This is a genomic window from Yersinia vastinensis, from assembly GCF_902726565.1.
In the GTDB taxonomy this organism is placed as follows: domain Bacteria; phylum Pseudomonadota; class Gammaproteobacteria; order Enterobacterales; family Enterobacteriaceae; genus Yersinia; species Yersinia vastinensis.
The window spans coordinates 38,605-59,226 of the sequence record NZ_CACVAF010000011.1 but is presented as its reverse complement, the minus strand read 5'-3'; the positions used below and the strand labels follow the sequence as shown (position 1 = coordinate 59,226).

The following is a 20,622-nucleotide window of genomic DNA, read 5'->3' as shown; positions in this document are numbered from 1 at the left end:
AAGCCGCCGGGGCCTGACCCCAGAGCGGCCGGTATTTGGGTTTTTGTTATTAAGTTATTTTTAGCAAGGGTCTACTCGGACATGGCAGAAAAAGAAAATACGAAAAGGAATAGGCGCGAGGAAATTTTGCAGGCTTTAGCGCAGATGCTGGAATCCAGCGATGGCAGCCAACGCATTACTACCGCCAAACTCGCCGCGAATGTGGGGGTTTCTGAAGCAGCGCTTTATCGGCATTTCCCCAGTAAAACGCGGATGTTTGATAGCCTAATCGAGTTTATTGAAGACAGTCTGATGTCCCGCATTAATTTGATTCTACAAGATGAAAAAGAGACGTTTAACCGCCTCCGGCTTATCTTGTTGTTGATATTAGGCTTTGCAGAACGCAACCCAGGGCTAACCCGAATTATGACCGGGCATGCACTGATGTTTGAGCAAGACCGCTTGCAAGGGCGAATTAACCAGTTGTTTGAACGTATTGAAGTGCAGTTGCGTCAAGTGCTTCGCGAGAAAAAGCTGCGTGATGGGCAAGGTTTTATCCATGACGAAGCCCTGCTGGCAACTCAGCTACTGGCATTTTGTGAAGGGATGCTATCGCGCTTTGTTCGTTCAGAATTTCGTTACCGACCAACACAAGAGTTTGATGCCCGCTGGCCACTGATTGTGGCTCAGTTACAATAAACTGAGGTCAGCGCCGGTTAGAAACAATGTAAAAGGGCCATTTGGCCCTTTTTGGTTAAAGAAGCCTTAGATGCCGTATTTTTGACGATACTGACGTACCGCCACCAAATGATCAGCCATTTCAGGTTTCTCTTCCAGATAACTGATGACATCTTTCAGGGTCACAATAGAAATCACTTGGCAGTGATAATCGCGCTCAACTTCCTGAATTGCAGAAATTTCACCACGCCCACGTTCCTGGCGATCCAGTGAAATCATCACCCCCGCCAAAGTCGCGCCATGTGCATTGATAATCTCCATGGATTCACGAATTGCAGTTCCCGCAGTTATCACATCATCCACCAGCATGACCCGACCTTGCAACGGACTGCCCACCAAACTGCCACCTTCACCGTGATCTTTGGCCTCTTTACGGTTAAAGCAGTAAGGTACATCGCGCTTATGATGTTCCGCCAAAGCAACTGCGGTGGTAGTCGCAATCGGAATACCTTTATAAGCTGGCCCGAATAAGAGATCGAATTCGACACCACAATCCATTAATGCTGCAGCATAAAAGCGCCCGAGTTTTGCCAGATCAAGCCCGGTATTAAACAACCCTGCATTAAAGAAATAGGGGCTAATTCGCCCTGACTTCAGGGTAAACTCGCCAAACTTCAACACCTGCTTGTTAAGCGCAAACTCGATAAACTCGCGCTGATAGGCTTTCATTGGTACTTCTCCTCTCCAGATTGTGACCGCTTTCGTTAATCACTTTGTTTAGTTATTGGATACACCGCCAACCTGATTCATCACGATACGTGTATCAACGCGCTGAATCTGCGTTAGCAGGCAAAAAAAAGGCGACTACCAAGTCGCCTCAATCATTTATTCTGCTAACGCCGCTTTCTGCGCCTGGAAGATAGTTTCTATCCCTCCTCGGGCCAAATCCAGCAACGCCAGTAATTCTTCATGGCTGAACGGTTCGCCTTCAGCGGTGCCTTGCACCTCGATCATTCGGCCATCTTCCATCATGACGACATTCATGTCGGTTTCTGCTGCAGAATCCTCGACATATTCCAAATCGCAGAGCGCTTCGCCATTAACGATACCAACAGAAACTGCGGCTACCAGCCCTTTCATCGGGTTAGCCTTCAATTTACCGCCAGCCACCAAACTATTCAGTGCATCAGCCAACGCTACACAAGCACCACTGATTGAGGCAGTACGTGTGCCACCGTCAGCCTGCAAAACATCACAGTCTAAAGTGATAGTGAACTCACCCAGTTTCTTCAAATCAACGGCCGCACGCAAAGAGCGGGCAATCAAGCGTTGAATTTCTAAAGTGCGGCCACCTTGCTTACCTTTGGCGGCTTCGCGGGCATTACGGCTATGGGTGGAGCGTGGCAACATACCATATTCAGCTGTTATCCAGCCTTGACCTTGGCCTTTCAGAAAGCGCGGAACCCCCTCTTCGACCGTGGCGGTGCACAATACTTTGGTATCGCCAAATTCAACCAATACTGAACCTTCAGCGTGTTTCGTGTAATTACGGGTCAGGGTCAATGGGCGGACTTGTTGTGCTGCTCGGCCTGCTGGGCGCATGGGTTTTCTCCGGCTTTAAATCGATATTGGTCGCGCATTATACGGCCTTAGTGATGTAATGCCTATCCTGCCTGCGCCCCGGAGGCTATAATCCCTGCATCTTTTCTTTAAAACGGGTACGCAACAATGATCCGCAGCATGACCGCCTACGCCCGGCGTGATATTAAGGGCGAATGGGGCAGCGCAGCCTGGGAGCTGCGTTCCGTTAACCAACGCTACTTAGAAACTTATATTCGCTTACCAGAACAGTTCCGCAGCCTAGAACCTGTCATCCGCGAGCGCATCCGTGGCCGCTTGACGCGCGGTAAAATTGAGTGCAATTTGCGTTTTGAACTTGATGCCAGCGCACAAAGCTCTTTGATCCTGAATGAAAAATTGGCGAAACAATTAGTTGAAGCCGGTAATTGGGTCAAAATGCAAAGTGACGAAGGTGAAATCAATCCAGTTGATATTTTGCGTTGGCCGGGAGTCATGGCCGCAGAAGAGCAAGATTTGGATGCTATCAGCACTGAGCTGATGCAGGCGCTGGATGTGGTACTTGATGACTTTATCATTTCTCGCGAAACCGAAGGTGCCGCCCTGAAAGCCCTTATCGAGCAACGTCTCGACGGTGTGAGTGCAGAAGTGGTTAAAGTTCGTGCGCACATGCCTAATATCTTGCAATGGCAGCGTGAGCGACTGCTGAACAAGCTCGAAGAAGCGCAAGTTCAGTTAGAAAATACCCGCCTAGAACAAGAATTGGTGCTGATGGCACAGCGTGTCGATGTGGCTGAGGAGCTGGATCGTCTGGAAGCGCATGTCAAAGAAACACACAATATTCTGAAGAAGAAAGAAGCTGTTGGCCGTCGCCTTGATTTTATGATGCAGGAGTTCAACCGCGAGTCGAATACTCTGGCATCAAAATCTATTAATGCTGAAGTCACCAACTCAGCTATTGAGCTGAAAGTGCTTATCGAGCAAATGCGCGAACAGATTCAGAACATCGAGTAACTTCTCACCGCATTTCAGTACGTCGCAAAATGCCTTTAAAGCCCGTAACTTACGGGCTTTCTTTATCTCAACACATCACATATCATTCCATGAAATTTCACTAAATCCATGTACCAAGCTATGTACCATTTCACTCTTTGGTACATCTACATTTGGTACACAGGAAAGGCTCAGCGTGGATACATGGGAAAGTTAACAGATTTACAAATTAAAGCATGGTTAAAGGCTGGAGAACGCTTTGAGGGCCGCTCAGACGGCAATGGACTATATCTTTGCTACCGAGAGAGTTTCGCCTCACCTAAATGGCGTTTCCGCTACCGTTTCGCAGGTAAAGCACGGGCTATGTGGATCGGTTCTTATGCCGAGCTATCACTGGCCAAAGCGCGTGAAACAATTAAGTTACTGTCGGCTCGTGTTTCTTTGGGTTACGACGTGGCTGGAGAAAAGAAAGAGCGTAAGGCTGATGCACTAGCAAAGATCGAGTCTGATAAGAATGCGTTGTTGGTTTCTCATTTAGCTACGGAATACTTTGAACGCCAGATATTAGGCCGATGGAAACACCCTGATATCCTCCGCCGTCGGATTGATAAAGACATTAATCCGAACATTGGCCACTTAAAAGCCGATGAAGTAAAACCCCGCCATATTGACGATATGCTGCAAAACATCCTCGCCAGAGGTGCACCAACAGTGGCCAACGATGTACTACGCTGGACGCGACGAATATTTAACTATGGTATTAAGCGCCACATCCTTGAAGTGAACCCCACAACTGCCTTTGATATATCCGATGCTGGCGGGCAGGAAAAGGCCAGAGAGCGCTATTTAGATACTGGTGAGCTAGAGCAGCTATTTGCTGCAATGAGGCTAGCAAAAGGTTTCAGTATCCAAAATGAGCTAACAATGAAATTACTCTTATTACTCTGCTGCCGGAAGATGGAGCTATGTGCAGCTAGGTGGGAAGATATTGATTTAGAAAATGCCATATGGCACCTAACTGGCACCAAGAACGGCGACGCTATCGATATTCCACTCCCTCCAGTGGCCATAACATGGTTCCAACAGCTTAAAGACATGTCATTTAGTAGTGAGTGGGTTCTGCCTGCCCGAAAAATGCAAAACCGCATGATTCCCCACATAGCAGAGAGCACGTTGCCTGTAGCCTTAGCCAAAGTAAAAACACAGATGCAGGGTGTAGAGAATTTTACTGTTCATGACTTCCGACGAACAGCCCGGACTCATCTGGCATCTTTAGGCGTTGATCCTATCGTTGCAGAAAGATGTTTAAATCATAGAATTAAAGGGGTGGAAGGGATTTATAATAGACATCAGTATTTGGACGAACGTAGAAAAGCCTTAACTTTATGGGCAGATAAATTAGTGAAATTAGAATCGGAGGAACGAGATAGCAAATGAAAAGCTTCCAAAAAATGAATGAGTTTGAAAGGGTTGCAACTCTCCCCTCAATCACTATCGATGAAATAGCTAAGTGCTTGGTTGGGCTATCTCCGACCTTATTAAAAAGAGATATAGATACAGAAAAACTAGAAGTTATTTCTCATATAAAAATGAGACTTAAAAGAACCTTAGAGGAAGTATTCAAAGCTAATAACATCGAGAGAATAACAAAATATACTGATTATATAGCTTCTCCGCACCCCGTAGATGACAGTGAAAAGATTTCATCAGATCTTATTTTCTCAATTGGATATAATTGTCTTGATGCCGATGAAACCCCTGAGGCTATAATTGAAAGATGCAGTATGGCTGTGCAAAATATTGCAATAATAAATAAAAACAATAAGTTACTTTCTTTTATTGGTGGTGAAGCGGAAAAACTCGGCCTCCAAATAATAAAAAATAACAGAGGTGCATATAAAAAAGATGAGGAGCTATTTAATGTAAATAAATTACTTGGGATAACATTAACTTTATTAGCCAAAGAAAAATATGAGCAAAACAATGCAAAATGGATTAAGAAAGGAGATGTTATTTGCGTTGAACATATCAAAGAAATGATTGATCTGTATATTCAAGAAAATGATATCTCAACCAATGGCCTACGAGCATCCTCTCTTCGAGCAAAACTTAAATCGGCCTTAAATGCCATATATAACTAGTTATGTATCAGCTAAACATCTAGTAAGGTTTGGCTGATACATAAAAATCCATCATAAAGTTGCCTTTAATTGCCTTTAATTGCCTTTAATTGCCATCAGTTGCCATTCACTAATATTCACTTGTATCCCACCTCACTAATTCGCACTAAAAATAATTAATTCATATATTTCAATAAATTAAAAAACAACCCATTTGTGCTTTTTTAATGGAATTGTGAAAATTTCAATGGAAAATGTATCAATTTAATGGAATTCCATTCTTGATGGAAAACTAAGATTGTGTCAGGTAATCTCACCTCATCGCTTACCCATCAAGGAGTTACAAGATTGATGAGACATGAAAATACAACACATGGCTCTTTACCCGCAGCAGGGTTTGTCCGGCAAAAGGCATTGATGCCCTGCTTACCGTTTTCCCCTGCAACATTATGGAGACGGGTATCAGCGGGTACATTCCCTAAACCAGTAAAGATATCAACCAGAATTACGGCATGGAAAGTAGATGAAATTTGGGAATGGATTGAATCACAACAACATCATTAATAATGTAATAAAGGCGACCAAGTAGATCGCCAATATAATATACAAATAAAATCTAAATAATAATGTTTAGCCTTTTGGTTCGATACCTCGCCGCTTTAATTCTTGCCTTGCGAGATCTTTTATCCAATTGGCGAGACTAACATTATCTTTACCTGCCTCAGCTTCTAATTGTTCTTTAAGCTCAGGCGTAATTCGCATTTTGAACTGTGGAGATTGGCCGCCCCCTTTAGGGCTTCTATCTCTTGTTGTAACTGTTGACAAGTGGCCACCTATTGGATTACTGTTAACTCGTTAGGTGGCCACCTTACCATGATGTCCCCTAAAAAAAAAGCAGCCTCAATCAGTATTCGCAGTACCAATTGAGGCTTAACCATTAACGAAACAGAGAGCAACGCCATGGCTACATCAAAGTGTACCTACATCTTTGCGGCAATCAACCGCACACAACGCAAAATACGCCCGCTCATGCTGCGGATCACCGCCTGTAATGAGACCACCGCCCGCCGCCAGTTGGCCGGTGACTATATCTTACTGTTTGCTGGCCGTTTGCCGGTAAGAGCAGGCTCCCATGACTGAACTCCCTGAATACGGCGAACGCTATCGCCACAAAGAGGGCTGGACGGTGCGTATCGTGAACCTGAAACTGGCCTCCGAGCAGACCCAGCGCCAAAACCCTGAATTCCGTTATGAAGTCATTTTTAATTATGACCTCACTACACGATATTCTTCCATGCCGTTAACGTGGTTCGCCAAGGTGTACAGCAAAATAGCTGATGCGCCAGAACGTGACCCGATAACAACACTCAATATCAGTAAAGGATTATTGCTGCATAAGTCCGTTAAATATATTTACCCGAAAAGACCGTATTCAGAACGCCGCCCAGCGGAAAAGAGCGAGGAACATTATTCACACTTTCTCTAACCGGCATAAATAGCGGTAACGAATTCTCACTTTCTAAAACGGACTCTATTATGACAATGCAACAATATGAGCATAACGCTGCTCAGGGCCGCCCTTTATCTGAAACTCAGGTTTTGAATAATCATCTGGCCTACGGAATACCGGAAGATGATTTTTTTAAATTAACCCGCGCCAAAAATGCCAGCGCATTATTAGCCGCCTTACTGGCGAACCATTTTGACTCGTCCGCCTTTCCCGGCATGTTACCGGTGAAAGAAGTCTCCGCTATGGTCGATTATCTGTATGAAGACCTGATAGCCGTCACTCAAAGCTGTGCATTACTATCCAGTGGGGTGCAATCATGAACCTGAATAATACCTCCTGTATTCCCCTCGAAGTGCGTACCGCGCTGTATCGTCGTGCCGTGGCGCAAGCCTATCTGGATACCTGTGTGCCCTACGGCGTCGCGCTCACCATGAATATTGATGAGCTGCAAATGGTGATAGCCGAAAACGTGGAAGTCTATTTTATGACACGCCACGGCCCTGAGAGCGGGATGGAAGCCGCCTGCTGCATGCTGGAAGACATGGTGCTGCCGGACATTCTGAATGTGGCCCCCCGCCTGACGCTGTTGGGGGAAACCATGATGGATGAGCTGTGCCGGGCGTACATCAAAACGGCGAACATGCCGGTCACACTGCACTGAGGGGGACATGATGGCACAGAATTTTGTATCGGATATTACCGCCGCCGCCCATACGCGCTGGCCGGTTGTCCTGCCCTTGCTGGGTATTGCCGTTCCGGCCCATGGTCAACACGGCGCTTGTCCGCACTGTGGCGGTTCAGACCGTTTTCGTTTTGATGATCGGGATGGGCGCGGGACATGGATTTGTAACCAGTGCGGGGCCGGTGACGGGCTGGATTTGGTCAAGCTGGTCAACGGGTTGACGGCCGGTAAAGCGGCCCATGAGGTGGCACTGGCGCTGCAATTACCCCAAAGCCAACAGCCGCCCGCCAGAAAAGAAGCAGCCAAACCCATACAACCGGTAGCCGAGACTGTTGCGGCCTTGCTGGCAGGCTGTGTGCGGGGTGAAAGTGACTATCTGACCGGTAAAGGGTTGTTGGAACATCCTCACCGCCTGACCACGCAATTGAAGAAAAGCGGCGGGATTGATTTCCCGCCCGGCTCACTGGTGCTGCCGCTGACCGATATCAGTGGCACCGTGACCGGCGCGCAACTGGTTTCCCCCTTGGGGGACAAGCGCCTGTTGCCGGGTACGGTGCTCAAAGGGGCATTTATTGCCCTTGAATCCGAGCTGGACAGCCCGCCACAGGTCGTTATCACCGAGGGCTATGCTACCGCCCTGACCGTGGCACAACTCACTGACGGCGTGGTGATGGCGGGTATTGCCGCCAGTAACCTGCTAAACGTGGCGTTGGTTATCCGGGCGAAGTGGCCAGAAGCGCGCATTATTCTGGCCGGAGACAATGATTTTGATGATGGCAAGGTCAACACCGGCAAAGTGTGGGCGGAGAAAGCAGCGAAAGCCGTGGACGGTTGGGTGACGCTCCCCCCGACCCGCTTTAAAGCCGACTGGAATGATTATCAGCGGGATAACGGCACCGAACGGGCCAGAGAAGCGTTCCGGGAAGAGCTGGTGCAACTGGGGAAAGACAAGGCCAAATTGCCACAAGGCTTTCGGCTAACGCAGGAATATTTGTGGTTCGATAAGCAGGTGCAGAAATCAGACGGCGATACGGAAATCCGCAATATCAAAATCTGTAACCCGCTCAAGGTGTCGGCCATTACCTGCGATGCGGACGGCGGTAACTTTGGCCGCCTGCTGGAATGGGAAGACACTTATGGGATTTGCCGTAAATGGGCGATGCCGATGGAAATGTTAAGTGGCAGCGGCGAAGAGCTGCGGCGGGTGCTGCTGGTCAACGGTCTGTCGTATATCAGCACCACCGGCGAGGCCCGCGCCCGGCTGATGGAATATATTTCTCTGTGTAAGCCAGAGCGCAAAGTCACCTGTGTGAACAAAACCGGCTGGCATGGCGGGGTGTATGTGTTGCAGGACGAGGTGATTGGTGAGGGGGCCGACGGGGTAATATTGCAGACGGCCAGCGTACAGGGGCGGGATTTTCGGGTAGCGGGCAGCCTTGATGAGTGGCGCGAGCATATCGGGCGCTACTGTATCGGTAATTCCCGCGTGGCCTTTGCGGTCAGTCTGGCGTTTGCGGCTCCGCTGTTGCGTCTGGTGGGGATGGACGGCGGCGGTTATCACCTGAAAGGCGAATCCACAGACGGCAAGACCACCACCATGAAAGCGGCCACCTCCGTGTGTGGCGGGCCGGATTACTGGCACACATGGCGCTCAACCGGTAACGCACTTGAGGGCACCGCCAGCCGTCGCAACGATGCCGCCATGATGCTCGATGAAATACGCGAGGTGGATGGCCGTGAAGCGGGCAATATTGCTTATATGCTGGCAAACGGACAGGGCAAAGGCCGGGCCGGGACTGACGGCGAGCTGCGCGCCCGCAAACAGTGGCGTATGTTGTTCTTCTCCACCGGCGAACTGTCACTGACCGAACATGCTGCCCGCGCCGGTGAGCGCACCTTTGCCGGGATGGAAGTGCGGATGATCCAAATCCCCAGTGACTCAGGCAAGTTTGGCGTCTTTGAGGCGTTACACGGCTTTGGCAGTGGTAAAGAGCTGGCCGAACATTTTGAGGGGGCTACAGCCAGTTTCTACGGTACGCCGTTCCGGGCATGGCTCAAGGCGCTGACCGAAGACCTTAACGGCATGACCACTCAGGCGAAAGCCCTGCTGAAAACCTACACCCGTGAGCTGATGCCTGTAGAGGCCGGGAATCAGGTAGGCCGGGCCATTAACCGTTTCGCCCTGATTGCGATGGCGGGCGAGATGGCGACCCGCTGCGGCCTGACCGGTTGGCCGGAGGGGGAAGCCTTGCGGGCCACCCGTGTGTGTTTGCAGGCATGGATAGGGGAACGCGGTCACAGTGCCAATCAGGAAGACGCCGCCGCCCTTGAGCAGATACGCAGTTTCTTCACCGCCAATCAGTACAGCCGATTTGCGGACTGGCATGACGAGCGTAACCGGCCCTCGAACATGGTGGGTTTTCGTAAGGTGGACAAGGGCAATAACACCCGTGAGGCCGTCACCACGTTCTATGTGTTGCCGTCGGGATGGAAAGAGGTATGCAAGGGGTTTGATGCCAAGAAAGTCGCGCAACTGTGTGTCACGGCGGGGTATCTGCTGGTATCAAAAGACGGGAAGACACAAACCACCGTCCGCCTGCCAGAGATGAATCCCAAACGGATATACGTCTTTAACAGCGAGGTAGTGGGCTAATCCTTTACGTGAGTCTTATCTTTAAGGTGTAACAAGGGTAACAGGTGTAACAACGCTGATTTCATTGAGAAAAGCCTGTTACACCTTTTTCTTTTGTCGGTGTAACAGGTGTAACAAACCGGCACGATAACAGCAGTGTTACACCACGTTACACCGGGTGTTACACCTGATGACTTTAGAAAAATGCTGATATATCAATACTGTAACACCCGTTACACCTGTTACACCCCCAAAGGGATACAACGTTTCTCATTCAGGTCAGTTCAGCGCTTCTTTCTGGCTGGCCGGTCAGTTAGCAATCCGTCAAGGTGTGGGTACGTATTGCCGGAGCCTGTTGGCTGAAATGTTGCTTATTTCCCGTAAATTTCATTTCTTCTGGTGAAGCGGTCACCTGCAAGGTTCCGGCCCGCTGACTGAATCCCTCAATTGCCTTATCAGTGGGGTTACTCAGGGCGGACAATAGCGCGTCCGAAAGGAATTGTGCTTCATGGCGTTCCAGTGTGAAAAACTTCTCTCCAACGGTGACATTAATCATGATTCTCTCCTGTTAATCAGAGTCGCTATTGTGTCGTAATCGATGAATGGCACAACGGCGTGTTGTTGTGCCAGCGCTGAGACAACGGGCATCGGTTGAGCTGTTGTGTGTGGATTTGCACAATGGCGACATCCCGATGAGAACGGAGTACAACCATGAGCCAGACAGCAGAACACCCCATTACCCCGGCATTGAACAGCTATAAAGCAGCCAAAACCCAACACCTGAAGAATGAAGCAACCTACGAAGAAATTATTGCGTCCATTGCCCGCAGTCAGCAAAAGCAGCGCGACGCCGAAAACCAGAGCCAACAGGCTGACGGCAGTTGGCGCAAACTGTTTCGCAGCCTGCGCGGTGAAATGACGGATGAGCTGCAAAACGAACATATCCGCCGGATTTCACAGCGGGAGCTGGCACAAGAATTCGGGCATCTGATTGAAGAGCTGGAGTTGGATAAAGATTACACGTCACTACAATTATGCGCTTCTGCAAGACCCTATAAAGACACGCATAAAGTAGCTTTGATGGAATATGCGAGGATGGAAATGTCTGCTGCGATGAAAACTCTGTCACCAGAACTCATCCGGGCAGTGAAAATAATGGTAGCTGCGAACGAACTCTACACAGACTCATCACCGGCGAAGGCACTGGGTACACTGACAGCGACTCTTCTTTCATTAGCGAGACTCTATTCGTTTGATATGGAGAAAGAATCGATATTAGCCGAACTCACACTACAACAACCACAACCGGGTTATGTGGACTCTGATCTAAACAATAGTCCGATAAAACGCACCCGGTTATTCAATAAAGTAAAAGAAAAACGCGAAAAACTAAACCCTGCAGGGGAGTCGTCAACATGATGCGTTGCCCGGTATGCAGACACGCTTCTCATACTCGTTCCAGCCGCTATTTGTCGGAACAGACCAAGGAAGTCTATTACCAGTGCCAGAATCTCGATTGCTCTTGCACCTTTAAGACGGTTGAAAGCCTCGACAAAATTATTACCCGGCCACCGGTGCAGGAAATCCCGGCCCCGGTAGTGATACCTCCACAGGTAAAACGCCATACCCTAGGACGATATGGCGACGCATTCAGACACGGATAACAGAATCATGGCAACCTTTCCCCGCCCTCGTGCGGGGCTTTTTTTGTCTGCAATTTAGTGATGGCATTCACCGTTTGAGGCTTTATTTCTGGCTGGCGAGACTAAAAAGGGGCGTGCATGCCTAGAGTGCATGGATCTGCATGCAGAATATCCCCCTTAAACCCCTGTGCAGCCCCAGTGCTGGCGCGGTTTGAGGACGTGCATGCAACTGCATGAAAAGCGGCCTGTAAAGCGCGCAGGCGTGGCGGGGATAGCATTGCGCGCAGAGCTAATCAGGCACAGTATCTTCAAAAAAATTAACACGTTGTGGATGAATGTAAAAAAGAACTCTATAGATATAGGTAATTGAAGGATAATTAGAAAAAGAGTAATTTGAGGTTATTAAACGACTTAAAAGAGAAATTTATGAACATTAATCCTCAAGGCTTTGAGATACGTAACCGAGAAGTTAACAACCTTTATCAGGCTTTAGCACAATCAGATTTATCACTTGACGATGCTGAATTATTCTTCGATTTTCCAATGTACAAAGGTGATGATGACAATCTCGTTATTTCACAAATGCTGCTTATAAGCCCTATTTATGGAGTAATAATATTTTATTCATCTGGAGCCACAGAGTATAATTTTGAAGCATTAAATAAAGATGACCGAAGCTTAGAGCGTGTTGCAAGTTTTGTTGCAGCCCGCTTACTTAAAAATGATCGCTTAAGAAGAGGTATGCTCGCTTTTAGCTTACCCGTGAATACTTTATTATATTCCCCTCTAATTGATGGAAATACTATTAGAGTAGATTCATTAAGAAACCCTGTTGTGGCGACCACCAGAGAATTAATAGCCTCTATTGAATCGTTTAGAAAAGACTTTGCTGAAAATATTTTCTACGAAGCTATTTCGACAATACAAGGAGCTAAGGGCTTATTAAAACCTGAAGACAGGAATATAGAAAAACTTCCTCCTGGTTCAAAAGCCGAAAAAATAATGGGGGTTGAGTCAAAAATTCTAATGTTCGATAAAGATCAACAAGAAGGATATATTCCTGCACTTAATGGTCCACAGCGTATTAGAGGGTTGGCTGGGTCTGGTAAAACTGTAATTCTCGCAATGAAAGTTGCACAAACATTGCTACGTGACGAAACTCGAAGAGCAACTATTCTTTATACTTTTAGTACAAAGAGCCTTTATCAGCATGTAATTAGACTTATCCAACGATTTTATCGAGAGTTTCATGATGATTCCACGAACCTCGATAGATTGACAGTAATGCACTCTTGGGGAGGAAGATCAAATGCTGGTGTCTACTATGAAGCATGCCAAGCTTTCGGTCATGATTTTTTGACTTATCCCGCAGCTCAAGCAGCTAGCAGAGGGGGCATGGACCCATTCGAATTTGCTTGTAAAGACTTACTTGAAAGTGTCGAAGTAAAACCTCTATTTGATTTTGTATTTGTTGATGAAGCCCAAGACTATGGTATTTACTTTATGAGGCTATGTACAAAATTAGCCCGTGATAAACAAGTCTGCTTTGGTGCTGATATTTTTCAAAACATTTTTCAGAAGAAAAGCCCAACAGCAAAAGAGATCTTTGACGACGGCACTGAGTTTCTTAAAGATAAGTTTCTTGAGGTTTGTTATCGAACACCTCTAGGTATTTTGGTTAGTGCCCATGCTTTGGGATTAGGCGTTTATGGCAATCAAGTGCAAAAAATAGAAAGTGTCGGGTATTGGGAAGATCTTGGTTATAATGTTTTATCAAGAGAGAATGGCGAATTCCAAGAGTCAGAATTAGTTGATGTTTTAAGGGAAACAAAGAACTCTCCAACATTCTCGCATGAAGATACTAGAGAACTATTAAGTTATAATTTTGAATGTAAAGACTTAGAAGATGAAATTAATAAAGTAGCAACATCAATTGAGAATGACATCATGAGGGAAGGACTTCTTCCTGAAGATATTTTAGTTATATGTGCTGATGATTACCATTGTAACCCATATTTTAACAAACTAACTAAAGTACTTTCCGTGAGAGATATCCATACAAATAATGTTCATGCTGAAAAAATATCAATTCATGATTTCAAGGTAAAAGGTAGAGTAACATTAAGTACAATTCACAAAGCAAAAGGAAATGAAGCCTATTCTGTATATATCATGGGCACTGACTTCTTATGTCATAACTTAAATATAAGAAATAGAAATTTATTATTTACTGCGATGACAAGAACAAAAGGTTGGCTATATATAAGTGGTATCGGTGAACTTACAAGACAACTCAAAAAAGAGATTGAGATGGCTTTAAATAACGTTCCACATATAAGATTCACATATCCTACCGCAAAAGAAGCTCAGCAGATTGAACATGATATTAAGCACGGAGAACGAACATCCGCAAAAGACTTAAGTGAGCTTGAGGCTATGTTGCAAAAATTCGGCAGTCTAGAAAATGTGCAGAAACTCCTAGATGAGCAAGCTGGTAAAAAAGGTAGAAAATGAACGTATTTAGAGAGATTAGAGCCATAAGAGCTTGTGTATCACTGGTCGAAAATGCCGGTTTACTAAGTGATCTTAATGAATCTGTGAACTTACCTTACAATTACGTTGCACAAGCTCGCGGACTCCCATATTTAGAGTATTGGAACTTATACAAAAGGAATTTTTGGTTTCACATTAAACTGAGTGATGATGGGCTTATTTTATTTGAAGAAACCACCTTCAGATATATAATGAGTCCAATATCTATTCCTACGATAGGTGACTTTATTAATTATGAGTTAGGTAGTGATTGGGATTCATTCACGGAAGAAGAACAAAATAGTTACATACAATCCCAGAATTTCAAAAATTCCTATGAAAGCTTTATTGAAACCACTTCTGACTATAAAAGTTTTACTCCAATAAGATTAGATCAACATCCACATCAGCGCAAAGCTATTACACATCCAGCCCATCATTTACATATAGGCTACGAAAATGAATCGAGAATACCAGTCAAACGTGTATTAACGCCGTTGGCATTCACAGCTTTTATATTATCTACATTTTATCCCGATGGATGGAAAAAACTCCATATTGATGGGCATATAAATGAGGAAAGTATCTGTGAGTTGAAATCAAAATTATCTATGATTGGGCATATAGATCAATGTTATTGGGATACAACCTGGGAGGAGAATAGACTTTATCTAGTATGAACGTGGCCATGAAGATGGAAAGTGTTTTTGCAGTCACTTTCCATAAATTATTTATTTTTCATAAAGATATATAATTTCTACTCATGCTATCGCCATTCTATTGTTTCAAAAATATCAGGTAATTATAAGCATAAAATTATATGTACCAAACTGCGTACCAAAAAAATTTAATGAAATTAAAAATAAATAAATATCAATGCATTACATCAAAAATAATAAACAGATTCAGAATATCGAATAATATATCAAGCCGTGTTTAATCGCCCTAGATTGAAAAAAGCCATTGTAAATAATGGCTTTTTTTATGGCATCCATATTATATCACCACAACATGTTATGTCGGTTATCTTATGGGGCTACTTATTTATATACTTTAGAGTTCATCATCACTTTATTGCCCATGCGAGCACTGATGAGTTTGTACCTTGATACATTCATTTCTTGCATCTTTTTAGCGATTTTCGCCTCAACCTAATCCAAGGTGCTACTACCGCAATCACTCACATCCAATTCCGATAAATAATGCACCCCAGCCTTGATCGACCATACCTTTGCCGTAATCGATTATTTGGCAAGTACGATATTTAGGAGTGAAGAAACTGTACCTGAAACCCACATAAACTTTCCCCAGATAAATCTGGAGGTTTTATTATTCTGGCTGTGCCAAATGAATCAATGGGAAAGGTTTCCCCTGACCGTCTAATTCAGAACGCCCGATTTTTACAAATCCACAATGCAGATAAAAAGCCAATGCGGCAGGGTTTTGTTCATTAACATCAACGCTTAACTTTCCCTTTAAGTGTTGTGCATGAGCCAATAAAGCTTTACCAATACCTCTACTGTGAAGGGCAGGATCAACAAACAGCATTTCAACTTTACGTCCATCAAGACCAATTAACCCAACAGTTCCCTCAGTATTTTCAAATAGCCAAACCTCTAAAGCGGGTAGATAGATATCCCGTACTTGTGGCAAATAAAATTGAATATCTGCTTCAGTTAAGAATAGATGCGTTTTTCTCACCGCACTTTCCCAAATGTCGATTAAACGGGGGATATCCGCAGGTATCGCTCTTCTTATCATTCGTCCCTCAAACTTACGTGACTCTTCGGTATAGGATAATTATCACCGACTTATCACGTGTTCAACAAGCCCTCGGCTGATTTCAAACAATAAAGTGCATATACTGTTTTCTCTCTGTCATCTGGAGTATGTTGAACAAATAAAATCCATTACCACTCTTTTTCAGCCACTCCTATAGAGAAATTATGATTGCTACATCCACTTTACTGCTGTTTTCCGGGGCTTGTATTGCTCTTGCAGCAACACCTGGGCCGGATATGTTGCTAATCACATCGCGCAGTATCAGCCAAGGACGAGCCTCAGGTTTTGCCTCATTAGCAGGTATTCAACTGGGCACCTATTGCCATACCTTGGCTGCAGCATTAGGGCTTTCACAACTTTTTGTCGTCGTTCCCTTAGCTTATGATGCAGTACGAATGCTCGGTGCGTGTTATTTACTTTATCTGGCATGGAAAACATTAGCGTCTTCTCGTCACTCGGCAGGTAAAGCAATACAACAATCCGCTCCCGTGCATAAGGCATTCCGACAAGGGCTATTTACTAATTTACTGAATCCTAAAATGGCGTTGTTCGTCTTAGCGCTATTCCCACAATTTATCACCCCGCAATCAGGTTCAGTTATTATGCAGATGTTGTTATTGGCGACCATCCTCAATGCCATAGGTTTAGTGATTAATGGTGGCTTAATCTTACTGGTCAGTCATATGCGCAATCATTTTAATACCAGAGCATACTCAGCTCGCTGGCCTAACTATTTGCTGAGTGGAGTTTTTGCTGGATTAGCCTGTAAATTACTTTTCGATAGTCGAAAATAGCCACAAGATTGGATAATACGAGTCAACAAGGAAAAAGATATGCAGTTAACCGTCTTGGTTGATAACAATACTCTGATAGATAAATATCTTACCGCTGAACCCGGTGTCTGTTATCACCTTCGAATTGATGGAAAAACATTTCTTTTTGATACGGGCTACTCTGACGTCTTTTTACACAATGCGGCGATTTTAGGCATTGATGTTAGTAAAATTGATAGTGTAATTATCTCTCATGGCCATAATGATCACACTTGGGGCTTAACTCATCTTGCGCAATATCTTGATCGGATAAACCACCCTAGTACCAAGAAAATAAAGCTTGTAGCCCACCCAAATGCTTTTCAACCTAAATACCATGAAGATAAATCAATAGGTGCTAATTTACCGGCGGATAGCTACCCAACATTTTTCGAGCGGGTTAACCAAAAGGGTGTTTACCATCTTACTGATAACTTACTTTTTTTAGGTGAGATTGAGCGCAATAACAATTTTGAAGGGCGATATCCTATTGGGAAAACAGTCGATTGTTGTGGTCATGAAATTGATGATTTTGTTCTAGATGACAGCGCAATAGTTTATACCAGCCCAACGGGAATTGTGATTATCACCGGTTGTTCTCATTCTGGCATCTGCAATATTGTCGATTATGCTATTAAAATAACAGGTGATAAACGAGTTCGAGCTGTTATTGGTGGATTTCATTTATTAAATACAGAAACATCTATTCTCAACAGAACATCTCACTATTTCCAACAACTTAATGCTGAAGCGTTATATCCCTGTCACTGTACCGATCTCAAAGCCAAAATAGCACTGGCAAGTGCGGCTAATATAGAAGAGGTGGGGGTCGGAGTAGTACTTAACTTTAAGTAAATTTATTACTTAATAAAGGAAAGTACGAGAAATGTCCTATTATTTCATTCCCATAGCATTTGTATGGGTAAACGTATAGTCAGCCATTTAAAGCTAATGCATAATCGCTGCCGGAAATTTAACGTTTAAATAAAAAGGAACTTGTCATGCTTAAGAACGTACTTTTTTTTGATGCGCTGCTGACACCAAAAATTCTCACCGGTTTATATTGGGTTTTACTGGTACTTATCATTATCTCTGGCGTATTTGTAATGGTACAGACTAGTATCATCGCGGGCTTTTTCAGCATTATTGCTGGCGGTCTTTCTTCTCGTATTTGTTTTGAGATGATTATGATCGCCTTCAAAAACAATGAATACCTGAAGAAAATCGCTGAAAAATCCTGATAATGACTTGTCTTGGGTATTCTTATGTTTATTCAAAATAGAATACCCAGATTACCCATCACTTAAATACCTTTACTGCCAACCCGCTAAAACAGCACTTTCCCTCAACACCTGTACGAGTTAAACCTTCATCTTCTTTGCTGTAGCCTTTTTAAGACTTTACCTAAATGAGCATAACAACATAAAAAATTAGTGTTTTTTATTTTTTTCATGCTTAACTTTCATCACAGCCCAAAAGTAGAAAGGGCATTTAATATGATTATCGCTACTATCAACGATCAGGTATGAAGAAATTACATATACTTTATTTGTTGGGCACTATCGATGGGGTCGGTTTCTTGAGACCAAAATTACCATCATGACTGGGCAAGCCAGGGATAAGGCTGTCTAATTTTTTGGCTAAGGTAAGTAACAGACACGTATACACTTTTAGGGGATCGCATATGTTCGAAGACCAAGACACATCGATCCTTAACACTTATTTTGGGACTCATAGTCCATTTTGGCGACTTGCTTTTGATAGCCAGGCTTTAGAATTATCAGCAAATAAAGAGACAACAAACATTGCAATACCCCTTAATTCTGTTCAAACAATGAAAATCCGGGGCTTAACGGGTATTACCGCAAGTTTAGACATTGAAATTCAAATTTATGACCACCCTCTCCATTTACATCTCGTTGGCCGTAAAATTAATGATAAAGAGTGGGGTGGAACGGCTTCTGCTTATGCTGATACTGAGTCTGTGGCTCGTGATTTAGTTATGGGCCTTTCTTTTGCGGAACAAGTCGTTTCTGAAGCCAATTCAGTTATTGTTATTCTCGATAAAGATGGTTACGTCCAACGTTTTAACCATCTTAGTGAAGAATATACCGGTAAAAAAGAACAAGATGTTATTGGCAAAAATGTCTACGACTTGTTTATGACAGCTAAAGAAGGGGCATCATCACGAAAAAATATTGAAGGCTTTTTCCAGCGTGGTGCATCTTACGAAGTTGAGCGTTGGGTTAATACTGTAAAAGGTAAGCGCCTTTTCTTATTCCGTAATAAGTTTGTACACAGTGGTAGTGGGAAAAATGAACGCTATCTTATCTGCTCCGGTACTGATATTACCAAAGAACGACGTGCTCAAGAACGCCTCAGAATTTTGGCCAACACGGATATGATTACCGGTTTACCCAACCGCCATGCAATTCATGAACGTATTAACAGCGCAATTCAAACTCGCGAAGATACCTCGGTGGGGATTATTTACCTTGATCTAGATAACTTCAAAAAAGTGAATGACCATTATGGTCATATGTTTGGTGATCGATTACTAAAAGATGTCTCGCTGGCTATTTTAAGTTGTCTGGGTGAAAGTGAAATGCTTGCCCGATTAGGGGGCGATGAGTTTATTGTACTGGTCGAAAACGCCACAATGAACGCACTTGAAAAGACAACCCAGCGTATCCTCAACCGTATGAAATTACCTTTCCGAGTGGGGTTAATCGAAGTCTATACCGGCTGCTCAATTGGTATAGCGCTATGTCCGGAGCATGGCGACACACTGGAAAATATTATCCGCAGCGCAGATACCGCAATGTACACCGCGAAAGAGCATGGAAAACAAACCTATTCTATTTTCTCACAGCAGATGAATAAAAAAGTCTCAGAATACGTTTGGTTGGATACCAATTTACGCAAAGGCTTAGAACAACATCAGCTACAAATCTTTTATCAACCTAAAATTTCCACCAAAACAGGAAAAGTGCACAGTGTTGAAGCATTAGTCCGATGGCTATCCCCAGAAAGAGGTTTAATTCCACCTTTGGAGTTTATCTCATATGCAGAAGAATCAGGGTTGATTAGGCCTTTAGGAAAATGGGTACTACAAACATCAATGCAGCAGGCCGTCGATTGGAAGAAACGCGGAATTAACCTGCGAGTTGCCGTGAATGTTTCTGCTCGCCAATTAATCGATGAAGCGATCGTCACCAGTTTTATTGAGTCCCTTGAGGCCAGCCATCTAGAACAGAGCTTGGTGGATGTTGAACTAACCGAAAGTTGCTTAATTGATAATGAAGATGCAGCTATCAACATAATGAAACAACTAAGAAATTTAGGTGCTCAAGTTCATTTGGATGATTTTGGTACGGGCTATTCCTCACTTTCTCAACTAGCTCGTATCCCCATCGATGCCATTAAATTGGACCAAAGCTTTGTTCGCCATATTGATAACAATCCCATTTCACAGTCACTGGTACGAGCCATTATTGTTGTCGCAGAAGCGCTTAAAATGCAGGTTATTGCCGAAGGTGTAGAAACGAAAGAAGAAGAAGCATTTTTGGATGCGATTGGTATCGATGAAAAACAGGGTTTTCTTTACGCCAAACCAATGCCCGCAGATGAACTGGAGCATTGGCTGGTCACACAACACCCTCACCTTTTACTGGATTAGGT

The 20,622-nt window shown here is 44.4% G+C and carries 23 protein-coding genes; 18 read left to right on the top strand and 5 right to left on the bottom strand.

The genetic code is table 11. The features are described 5' to 3' along the window. Window positions 1-81 precede the first annotated feature (81 nt). Window positions 82-678: a nucleoid occlusion factor SlmA gene (gene slmA, locus HUZ92_RS16185; protein ID WP_004710465.1), complete on the top strand. Its 597-nt coding sequence runs from the start codon at window positions 82-84 to the stop codon at window positions 676-678. Window positions 679-744: 66 nt separating this feature from the next. Here the strand turns inward: slmA and pyrE are convergent, their stop codons facing one another. After that, the gene (gene pyrE, locus HUZ92_RS16180; RefSeq protein WP_050141067.1) at window positions 745-1,386 is read right to left on the bottom strand and encodes an orotate phosphoribosyltransferase; all 642 of its coding nucleotides are present in this window, start codon (window positions 1,384-1,386) and stop codon (window positions 745-747) included. Window positions 1,387-1,542: 156 nt separating this feature from the next. Beyond that, window positions 1,543-2,259, bottom strand: coding sequence for a ribonuclease PH (gene rph / locus HUZ92_RS16175; RefSeq protein WP_050101104.1), 717 nt, complete (start codon window positions 2,257-2,259; stop codon window positions 1,543-1,545). Between the two features lie 126 nt (window positions 2,260-2,385). Here rph and HUZ92_RS16170 point away from each other — a divergent pair, with 126 nt between their 5' ends. The 4 genes from HUZ92_RS16170 (at window position 2,386) to HUZ92_RS20910 (ending at window position 5,912) form a co-directional block, all read left to right on the top strand. Continuing rightward, entirely contained in the window at window positions 2,386-3,249 is an 864-nt protein-coding gene (locus tag HUZ92_RS16170) for a YicC/YloC family endoribonuclease (protein ID WP_050101105.1), read from the top strand. Between the two features lie 183 nt (window positions 3,250-3,432). Then, window positions 3,433-4,665 carry a tyrosine-type recombinase/integrase gene (locus HUZ92_RS16165; protein WP_049610195.1) on the top strand — a complete coding sequence of 411 codons (1,233 nt, stop codon included), beginning with the start codon at window positions 3,433-3,435 and terminating at the stop codon, window positions 4,663-4,665. Next, the gene (locus HUZ92_RS16160; RefSeq protein WP_049610086.1) at window positions 4,662-5,369 is read left to right on the top strand and encodes a hypothetical protein; all 708 of its coding nucleotides are present in this window, start codon (window positions 4,662-4,664) and stop codon (window positions 5,367-5,369) included. Before HUZ92_RS16165 ends, HUZ92_RS16160 begins: the two co-directional genes overlap by 4 nt. Before the next feature lie 330 nt (window positions 5,370-5,699). Then, complete coding sequence (locus HUZ92_RS20910) at window positions 5,700-5,912, top strand: helix-turn-helix transcriptional regulator (RefSeq protein WP_050879328.1); 213 nt, start codon at window positions 5,700-5,702, stop codon at window positions 5,910-5,912. A gap of 66 nt (window positions 5,913-5,978) precedes the next feature. On the opposite strand, the gene HUZ92_RS16150 is transcribed toward HUZ92_RS20910, so the two are convergent. After that, on the bottom strand, window positions 5,979-6,173 hold the full coding sequence (locus tag HUZ92_RS16150; protein ID WP_025380023.1) for a toxin-antitoxin system HicB family antitoxin: 195 nt from the start codon (window positions 6,171-6,173) through the stop codon (window positions 5,979-5,981). Window positions 6,174-6,308: 135 nt separating this feature from the next. Between HUZ92_RS16150 and HUZ92_RS16145 the strand changes: the two genes are divergently transcribed. The 5 genes from HUZ92_RS16145 to HUZ92_RS16125 are packed head-to-tail and all read left to right on the top strand — an operon-like array spanning window position 6,309 to window position 10,193. Beyond that, window positions 6,309-6,488 (top strand): host cell division inhibitor Icd-like protein, encoded by a 180-nt coding sequence (locus tag HUZ92_RS16145; protein ID WP_049610073.1) that lies wholly within the window; start codon window positions 6,309-6,311, stop codon window positions 6,486-6,488. Continuing rightward, on the top strand, window positions 6,481-6,834 hold the full coding sequence (locus tag HUZ92_RS16140; protein ID WP_145554448.1) for a hypothetical protein: 354 nt from the start codon (window positions 6,481-6,483) through the stop codon (window positions 6,832-6,834). The genes HUZ92_RS16145 and HUZ92_RS16140 overlap by 8 nt, the downstream gene beginning before the upstream one ends. A gap of 50 nt (window positions 6,835-6,884) precedes the next feature. Further along, window positions 6,885-7,178: a hypothetical protein gene (locus HUZ92_RS16135; protein WP_025380026.1), complete on the top strand. Its 294-nt coding sequence runs from the start codon at window positions 6,885-6,887 to the stop codon at window positions 7,176-7,178. Then, window positions 7,175-7,519: a DUF5375 family protein gene (locus HUZ92_RS16130; protein WP_145579464.1), complete on the top strand. Its 345-nt coding sequence runs from the start codon at window positions 7,175-7,177 to the stop codon at window positions 7,517-7,519. Before HUZ92_RS16135 ends, HUZ92_RS16130 begins: the two co-directional genes overlap by 4 nt. Before the next feature lie 10 nt (window positions 7,520-7,529). Next, window positions 7,530-10,193, top strand: coding sequence for a TOPRIM and DUF927 domain-containing protein (locus HUZ92_RS16125; protein ID WP_145554450.1), 2,664 nt, complete (start codon window positions 7,530-7,532; stop codon window positions 10,191-10,193). Between the two features lie 292 nt (window positions 10,194-10,485). Here the strand turns inward: HUZ92_RS16125 and HUZ92_RS16120 are convergent, their stop codons facing one another. Beyond that, entirely contained in the window at window positions 10,486-10,728 is a 243-nt protein-coding gene (locus HUZ92_RS16120) for a hypothetical protein (RefSeq protein ID WP_145579465.1), read from the bottom strand. 155 nt (window positions 10,729-10,883) lie between these two features. On the opposite strand from HUZ92_RS16120, the gene HUZ92_RS16115 reads away from it, so the two are divergent. From HUZ92_RS16115 to HUZ92_RS16100, 4 genes are all read left to right on the top strand, one after another. Continuing rightward, a complete protein-coding gene (locus tag HUZ92_RS16115; RefSeq protein WP_145579466.1) occupies window positions 10,884-11,591 on the top strand; it encodes an aldehyde dehydrogenase in 708 nt (235 codons plus the stop codon). Beyond that, window positions 11,588-11,836 carry an ogr/Delta-like zinc finger family protein gene (locus HUZ92_RS16110; protein WP_072085430.1) on the top strand — a complete coding sequence of 83 codons (249 nt, stop codon included), beginning with the start codon at window positions 11,588-11,590 and terminating at the stop codon, window positions 11,834-11,836. The genes HUZ92_RS16115 and HUZ92_RS16110 overlap by 4 nt, the downstream gene beginning before the upstream one ends. A gap of 405 nt (window positions 11,837-12,241) precedes the next feature. After that, window positions 12,242-14,329 carry a DEAD/DEAH box helicase gene (locus tag HUZ92_RS16105; RefSeq protein WP_005273467.1) on the top strand — a complete coding sequence of 696 codons (2,088 nt, stop codon included), beginning with the start codon at window positions 12,242-12,244 and terminating at the stop codon, window positions 14,327-14,329. After that, entirely contained in the window at window positions 14,326-15,027 is a 702-nt protein-coding gene (locus HUZ92_RS16100; protein WP_049610053.1) for a DUF2290 domain-containing protein, read from the top strand. Before HUZ92_RS16105 ends, HUZ92_RS16100 begins: the two co-directional genes overlap by 4 nt. A gap of 649 nt (window positions 15,028-15,676) precedes the next feature. On the opposite strand, the gene HUZ92_RS16095 is transcribed toward HUZ92_RS16100, so the two are convergent. Then, a complete protein-coding gene (locus HUZ92_RS16095; protein ID WP_050101106.1) occupies window positions 15,677-16,108 on the bottom strand; it encodes a GNAT family N-acetyltransferase in 432 nt (143 codons plus the stop codon). Between the two features lie 185 nt (window positions 16,109-16,293). On the opposite strand from HUZ92_RS16095, the gene HUZ92_RS16090 reads away from it, so the two are divergent. The 4 genes from HUZ92_RS16090 (at window position 16,294) to pdeR (ending at window position 20,620) form a co-directional block, all read left to right on the top strand. Further along, complete coding sequence (locus tag HUZ92_RS16090) at window positions 16,294-16,923, top strand: LysE family translocator (protein ID WP_050101107.1); 630 nt, start codon at window positions 16,294-16,296, stop codon at window positions 16,921-16,923. A 39-nt stretch (window positions 16,924-16,962) separates the two neighbouring features. Beyond that, the gene (locus HUZ92_RS16085) at window positions 16,963-17,796 is read left to right on the top strand and encodes an MBL fold metallo-hydrolase (RefSeq protein WP_050101108.1); all 834 of its coding nucleotides are present in this window, start codon (window positions 16,963-16,965) and stop codon (window positions 17,794-17,796) included. Between the two features lie 146 nt (window positions 17,797-17,942). Continuing rightward, window positions 17,943-18,182 carry a DUF4282 domain-containing protein gene (locus HUZ92_RS16080; RefSeq protein ID WP_050101109.1) on the top strand — a complete coding sequence of 80 codons (240 nt, stop codon included), beginning with the start codon at window positions 17,943-17,945 and terminating at the stop codon, window positions 18,180-18,182. Between the two features lie 443 nt (window positions 18,183-18,625). Further along, a complete protein-coding gene (gene pdeR / locus HUZ92_RS16075) occupies window positions 18,626-20,620 on the top strand; it encodes a cyclic di-GMP phosphodiesterase (protein ID WP_050101110.1) in 1,995 nt (664 codons plus the stop codon). Window positions 20,621-20,622: the final 2 nt, after the last annotated feature.

Excerpts from the sequence above, each read along its gene's own strand:
- rph (WP_050101104.1), bottom strand. The coding sequence starts at position 2,259 with ATGCGCCCAGCAGGCCGAGCAGCACAACAAGTCCGCCCATTGACCCTG.
- HUZ92_RS16100 (WP_049610053.1), top strand. The coding sequence starts at position 14,326 with ATGAACGTATTTAGAGAGATTAGAGCCATAAGAGCTTGTGTATCACTG.
- HUZ92_RS16090 (WP_050101107.1), top strand. The coding sequence starts at position 16,294 with ATGATTGCTACATCCACTTTACTGCTGTTTTCCGGGGCTTGTATTGCT.
- HUZ92_RS16105 (WP_005273467.1), top strand. The coding sequence starts at position 12,242 with ATGAACATTAATCCTCAAGGCTTTGAGATACGTAACCGAGAAGTTAAC.
- HUZ92_RS16165 (WP_049610195.1), top strand. The coding sequence starts at position 3,433 with ATGGGAAAGTTAACAGATTTACAAATTAAAGCATGGTTAAAGGCTGGA.
- HUZ92_RS16125 (WP_145554450.1), top strand. The coding sequence starts at position 7,530 with ATGGCACAGAATTTTGTATCGGATATTACCGCCGCCGCCCATACGCGC.
- HUZ92_RS16160 (WP_049610086.1), top strand. The coding sequence starts at position 4,662 with ATGAAAAGCTTCCAAAAAATGAATGAGTTTGAAAGGGTTGCAACTCTC.
- HUZ92_RS16085 (WP_050101108.1), top strand. The coding sequence starts at position 16,963 with ATGCAGTTAACCGTCTTGGTTGATAACAATACTCTGATAGATAAATAT.
- HUZ92_RS16140 (WP_145554448.1), top strand. The coding sequence starts at position 6,481 with ATGACTGAACTCCCTGAATACGGCGAACGCTATCGCCACAAAGAGGGC.
- HUZ92_RS16135 (WP_025380026.1), top strand. The coding sequence starts at position 6,885 with ATGACAATGCAACAATATGAGCATAACGCTGCTCAGGGCCGCCCTTTA.
- HUZ92_RS16130 (WP_145579464.1), top strand. The coding sequence starts at position 7,175 with ATGAACCTGAATAATACCTCCTGTATTCCCCTCGAAGTGCGTACCGCG.
- pdeR (WP_050101110.1), top strand. The coding sequence starts at position 18,626 with ATGTTCGAAGACCAAGACACATCGATCCTTAACACTTATTTTGGGACT.
- HUZ92_RS16080 (WP_050101109.1), top strand. The coding sequence starts at position 17,943 with ATGCTTAAGAACGTACTTTTTTTTGATGCGCTGCTGACACCAAAAATT.
- HUZ92_RS16170 (WP_050101105.1), top strand. The coding sequence starts at position 2,386 with ATGATCCGCAGCATGACCGCCTACGCCCGGCGTGATATTAAGGGCGAA.
- HUZ92_RS16120 (WP_145579465.1), bottom strand. The coding sequence starts at position 10,728 with ATGATTAATGTCACCGTTGGAGAGAAGTTTTTCACACTGGAACGCCAT.
- HUZ92_RS20910 (WP_050879328.1), top strand. The coding sequence starts at position 5,700 with ATGAGACATGAAAATACAACACATGGCTCTTTACCCGCAGCAGGGTTT.
- HUZ92_RS16115 (WP_145579466.1), top strand. The coding sequence starts at position 10,884 with ATGAGCCAGACAGCAGAACACCCCATTACCCCGGCATTGAACAGCTAT.
- pyrE (WP_050141067.1), bottom strand. The coding sequence starts at position 1,386 with ATGAAAGCCTATCAGCGCGAGTTTATCGAGTTTGCGCTTAACAAGCAG.
- slmA (WP_004710465.1), top strand. The coding sequence starts at position 82 with ATGGCAGAAAAAGAAAATACGAAAAGGAATAGGCGCGAGGAAATTTTG.
- HUZ92_RS16110 (WP_072085430.1), top strand. The coding sequence starts at position 11,588 with ATGATGCGTTGCCCGGTATGCAGACACGCTTCTCATACTCGTTCCAGC.
- HUZ92_RS16145 (WP_049610073.1), top strand. The coding sequence starts at position 6,309 with ATGGCTACATCAAAGTGTACCTACATCTTTGCGGCAATCAACCGCACA.
- HUZ92_RS16095 (WP_050101106.1), bottom strand. The coding sequence starts at position 16,108 with ATGATAAGAAGAGCGATACCTGCGGATATCCCCCGTTTAATCGACATT.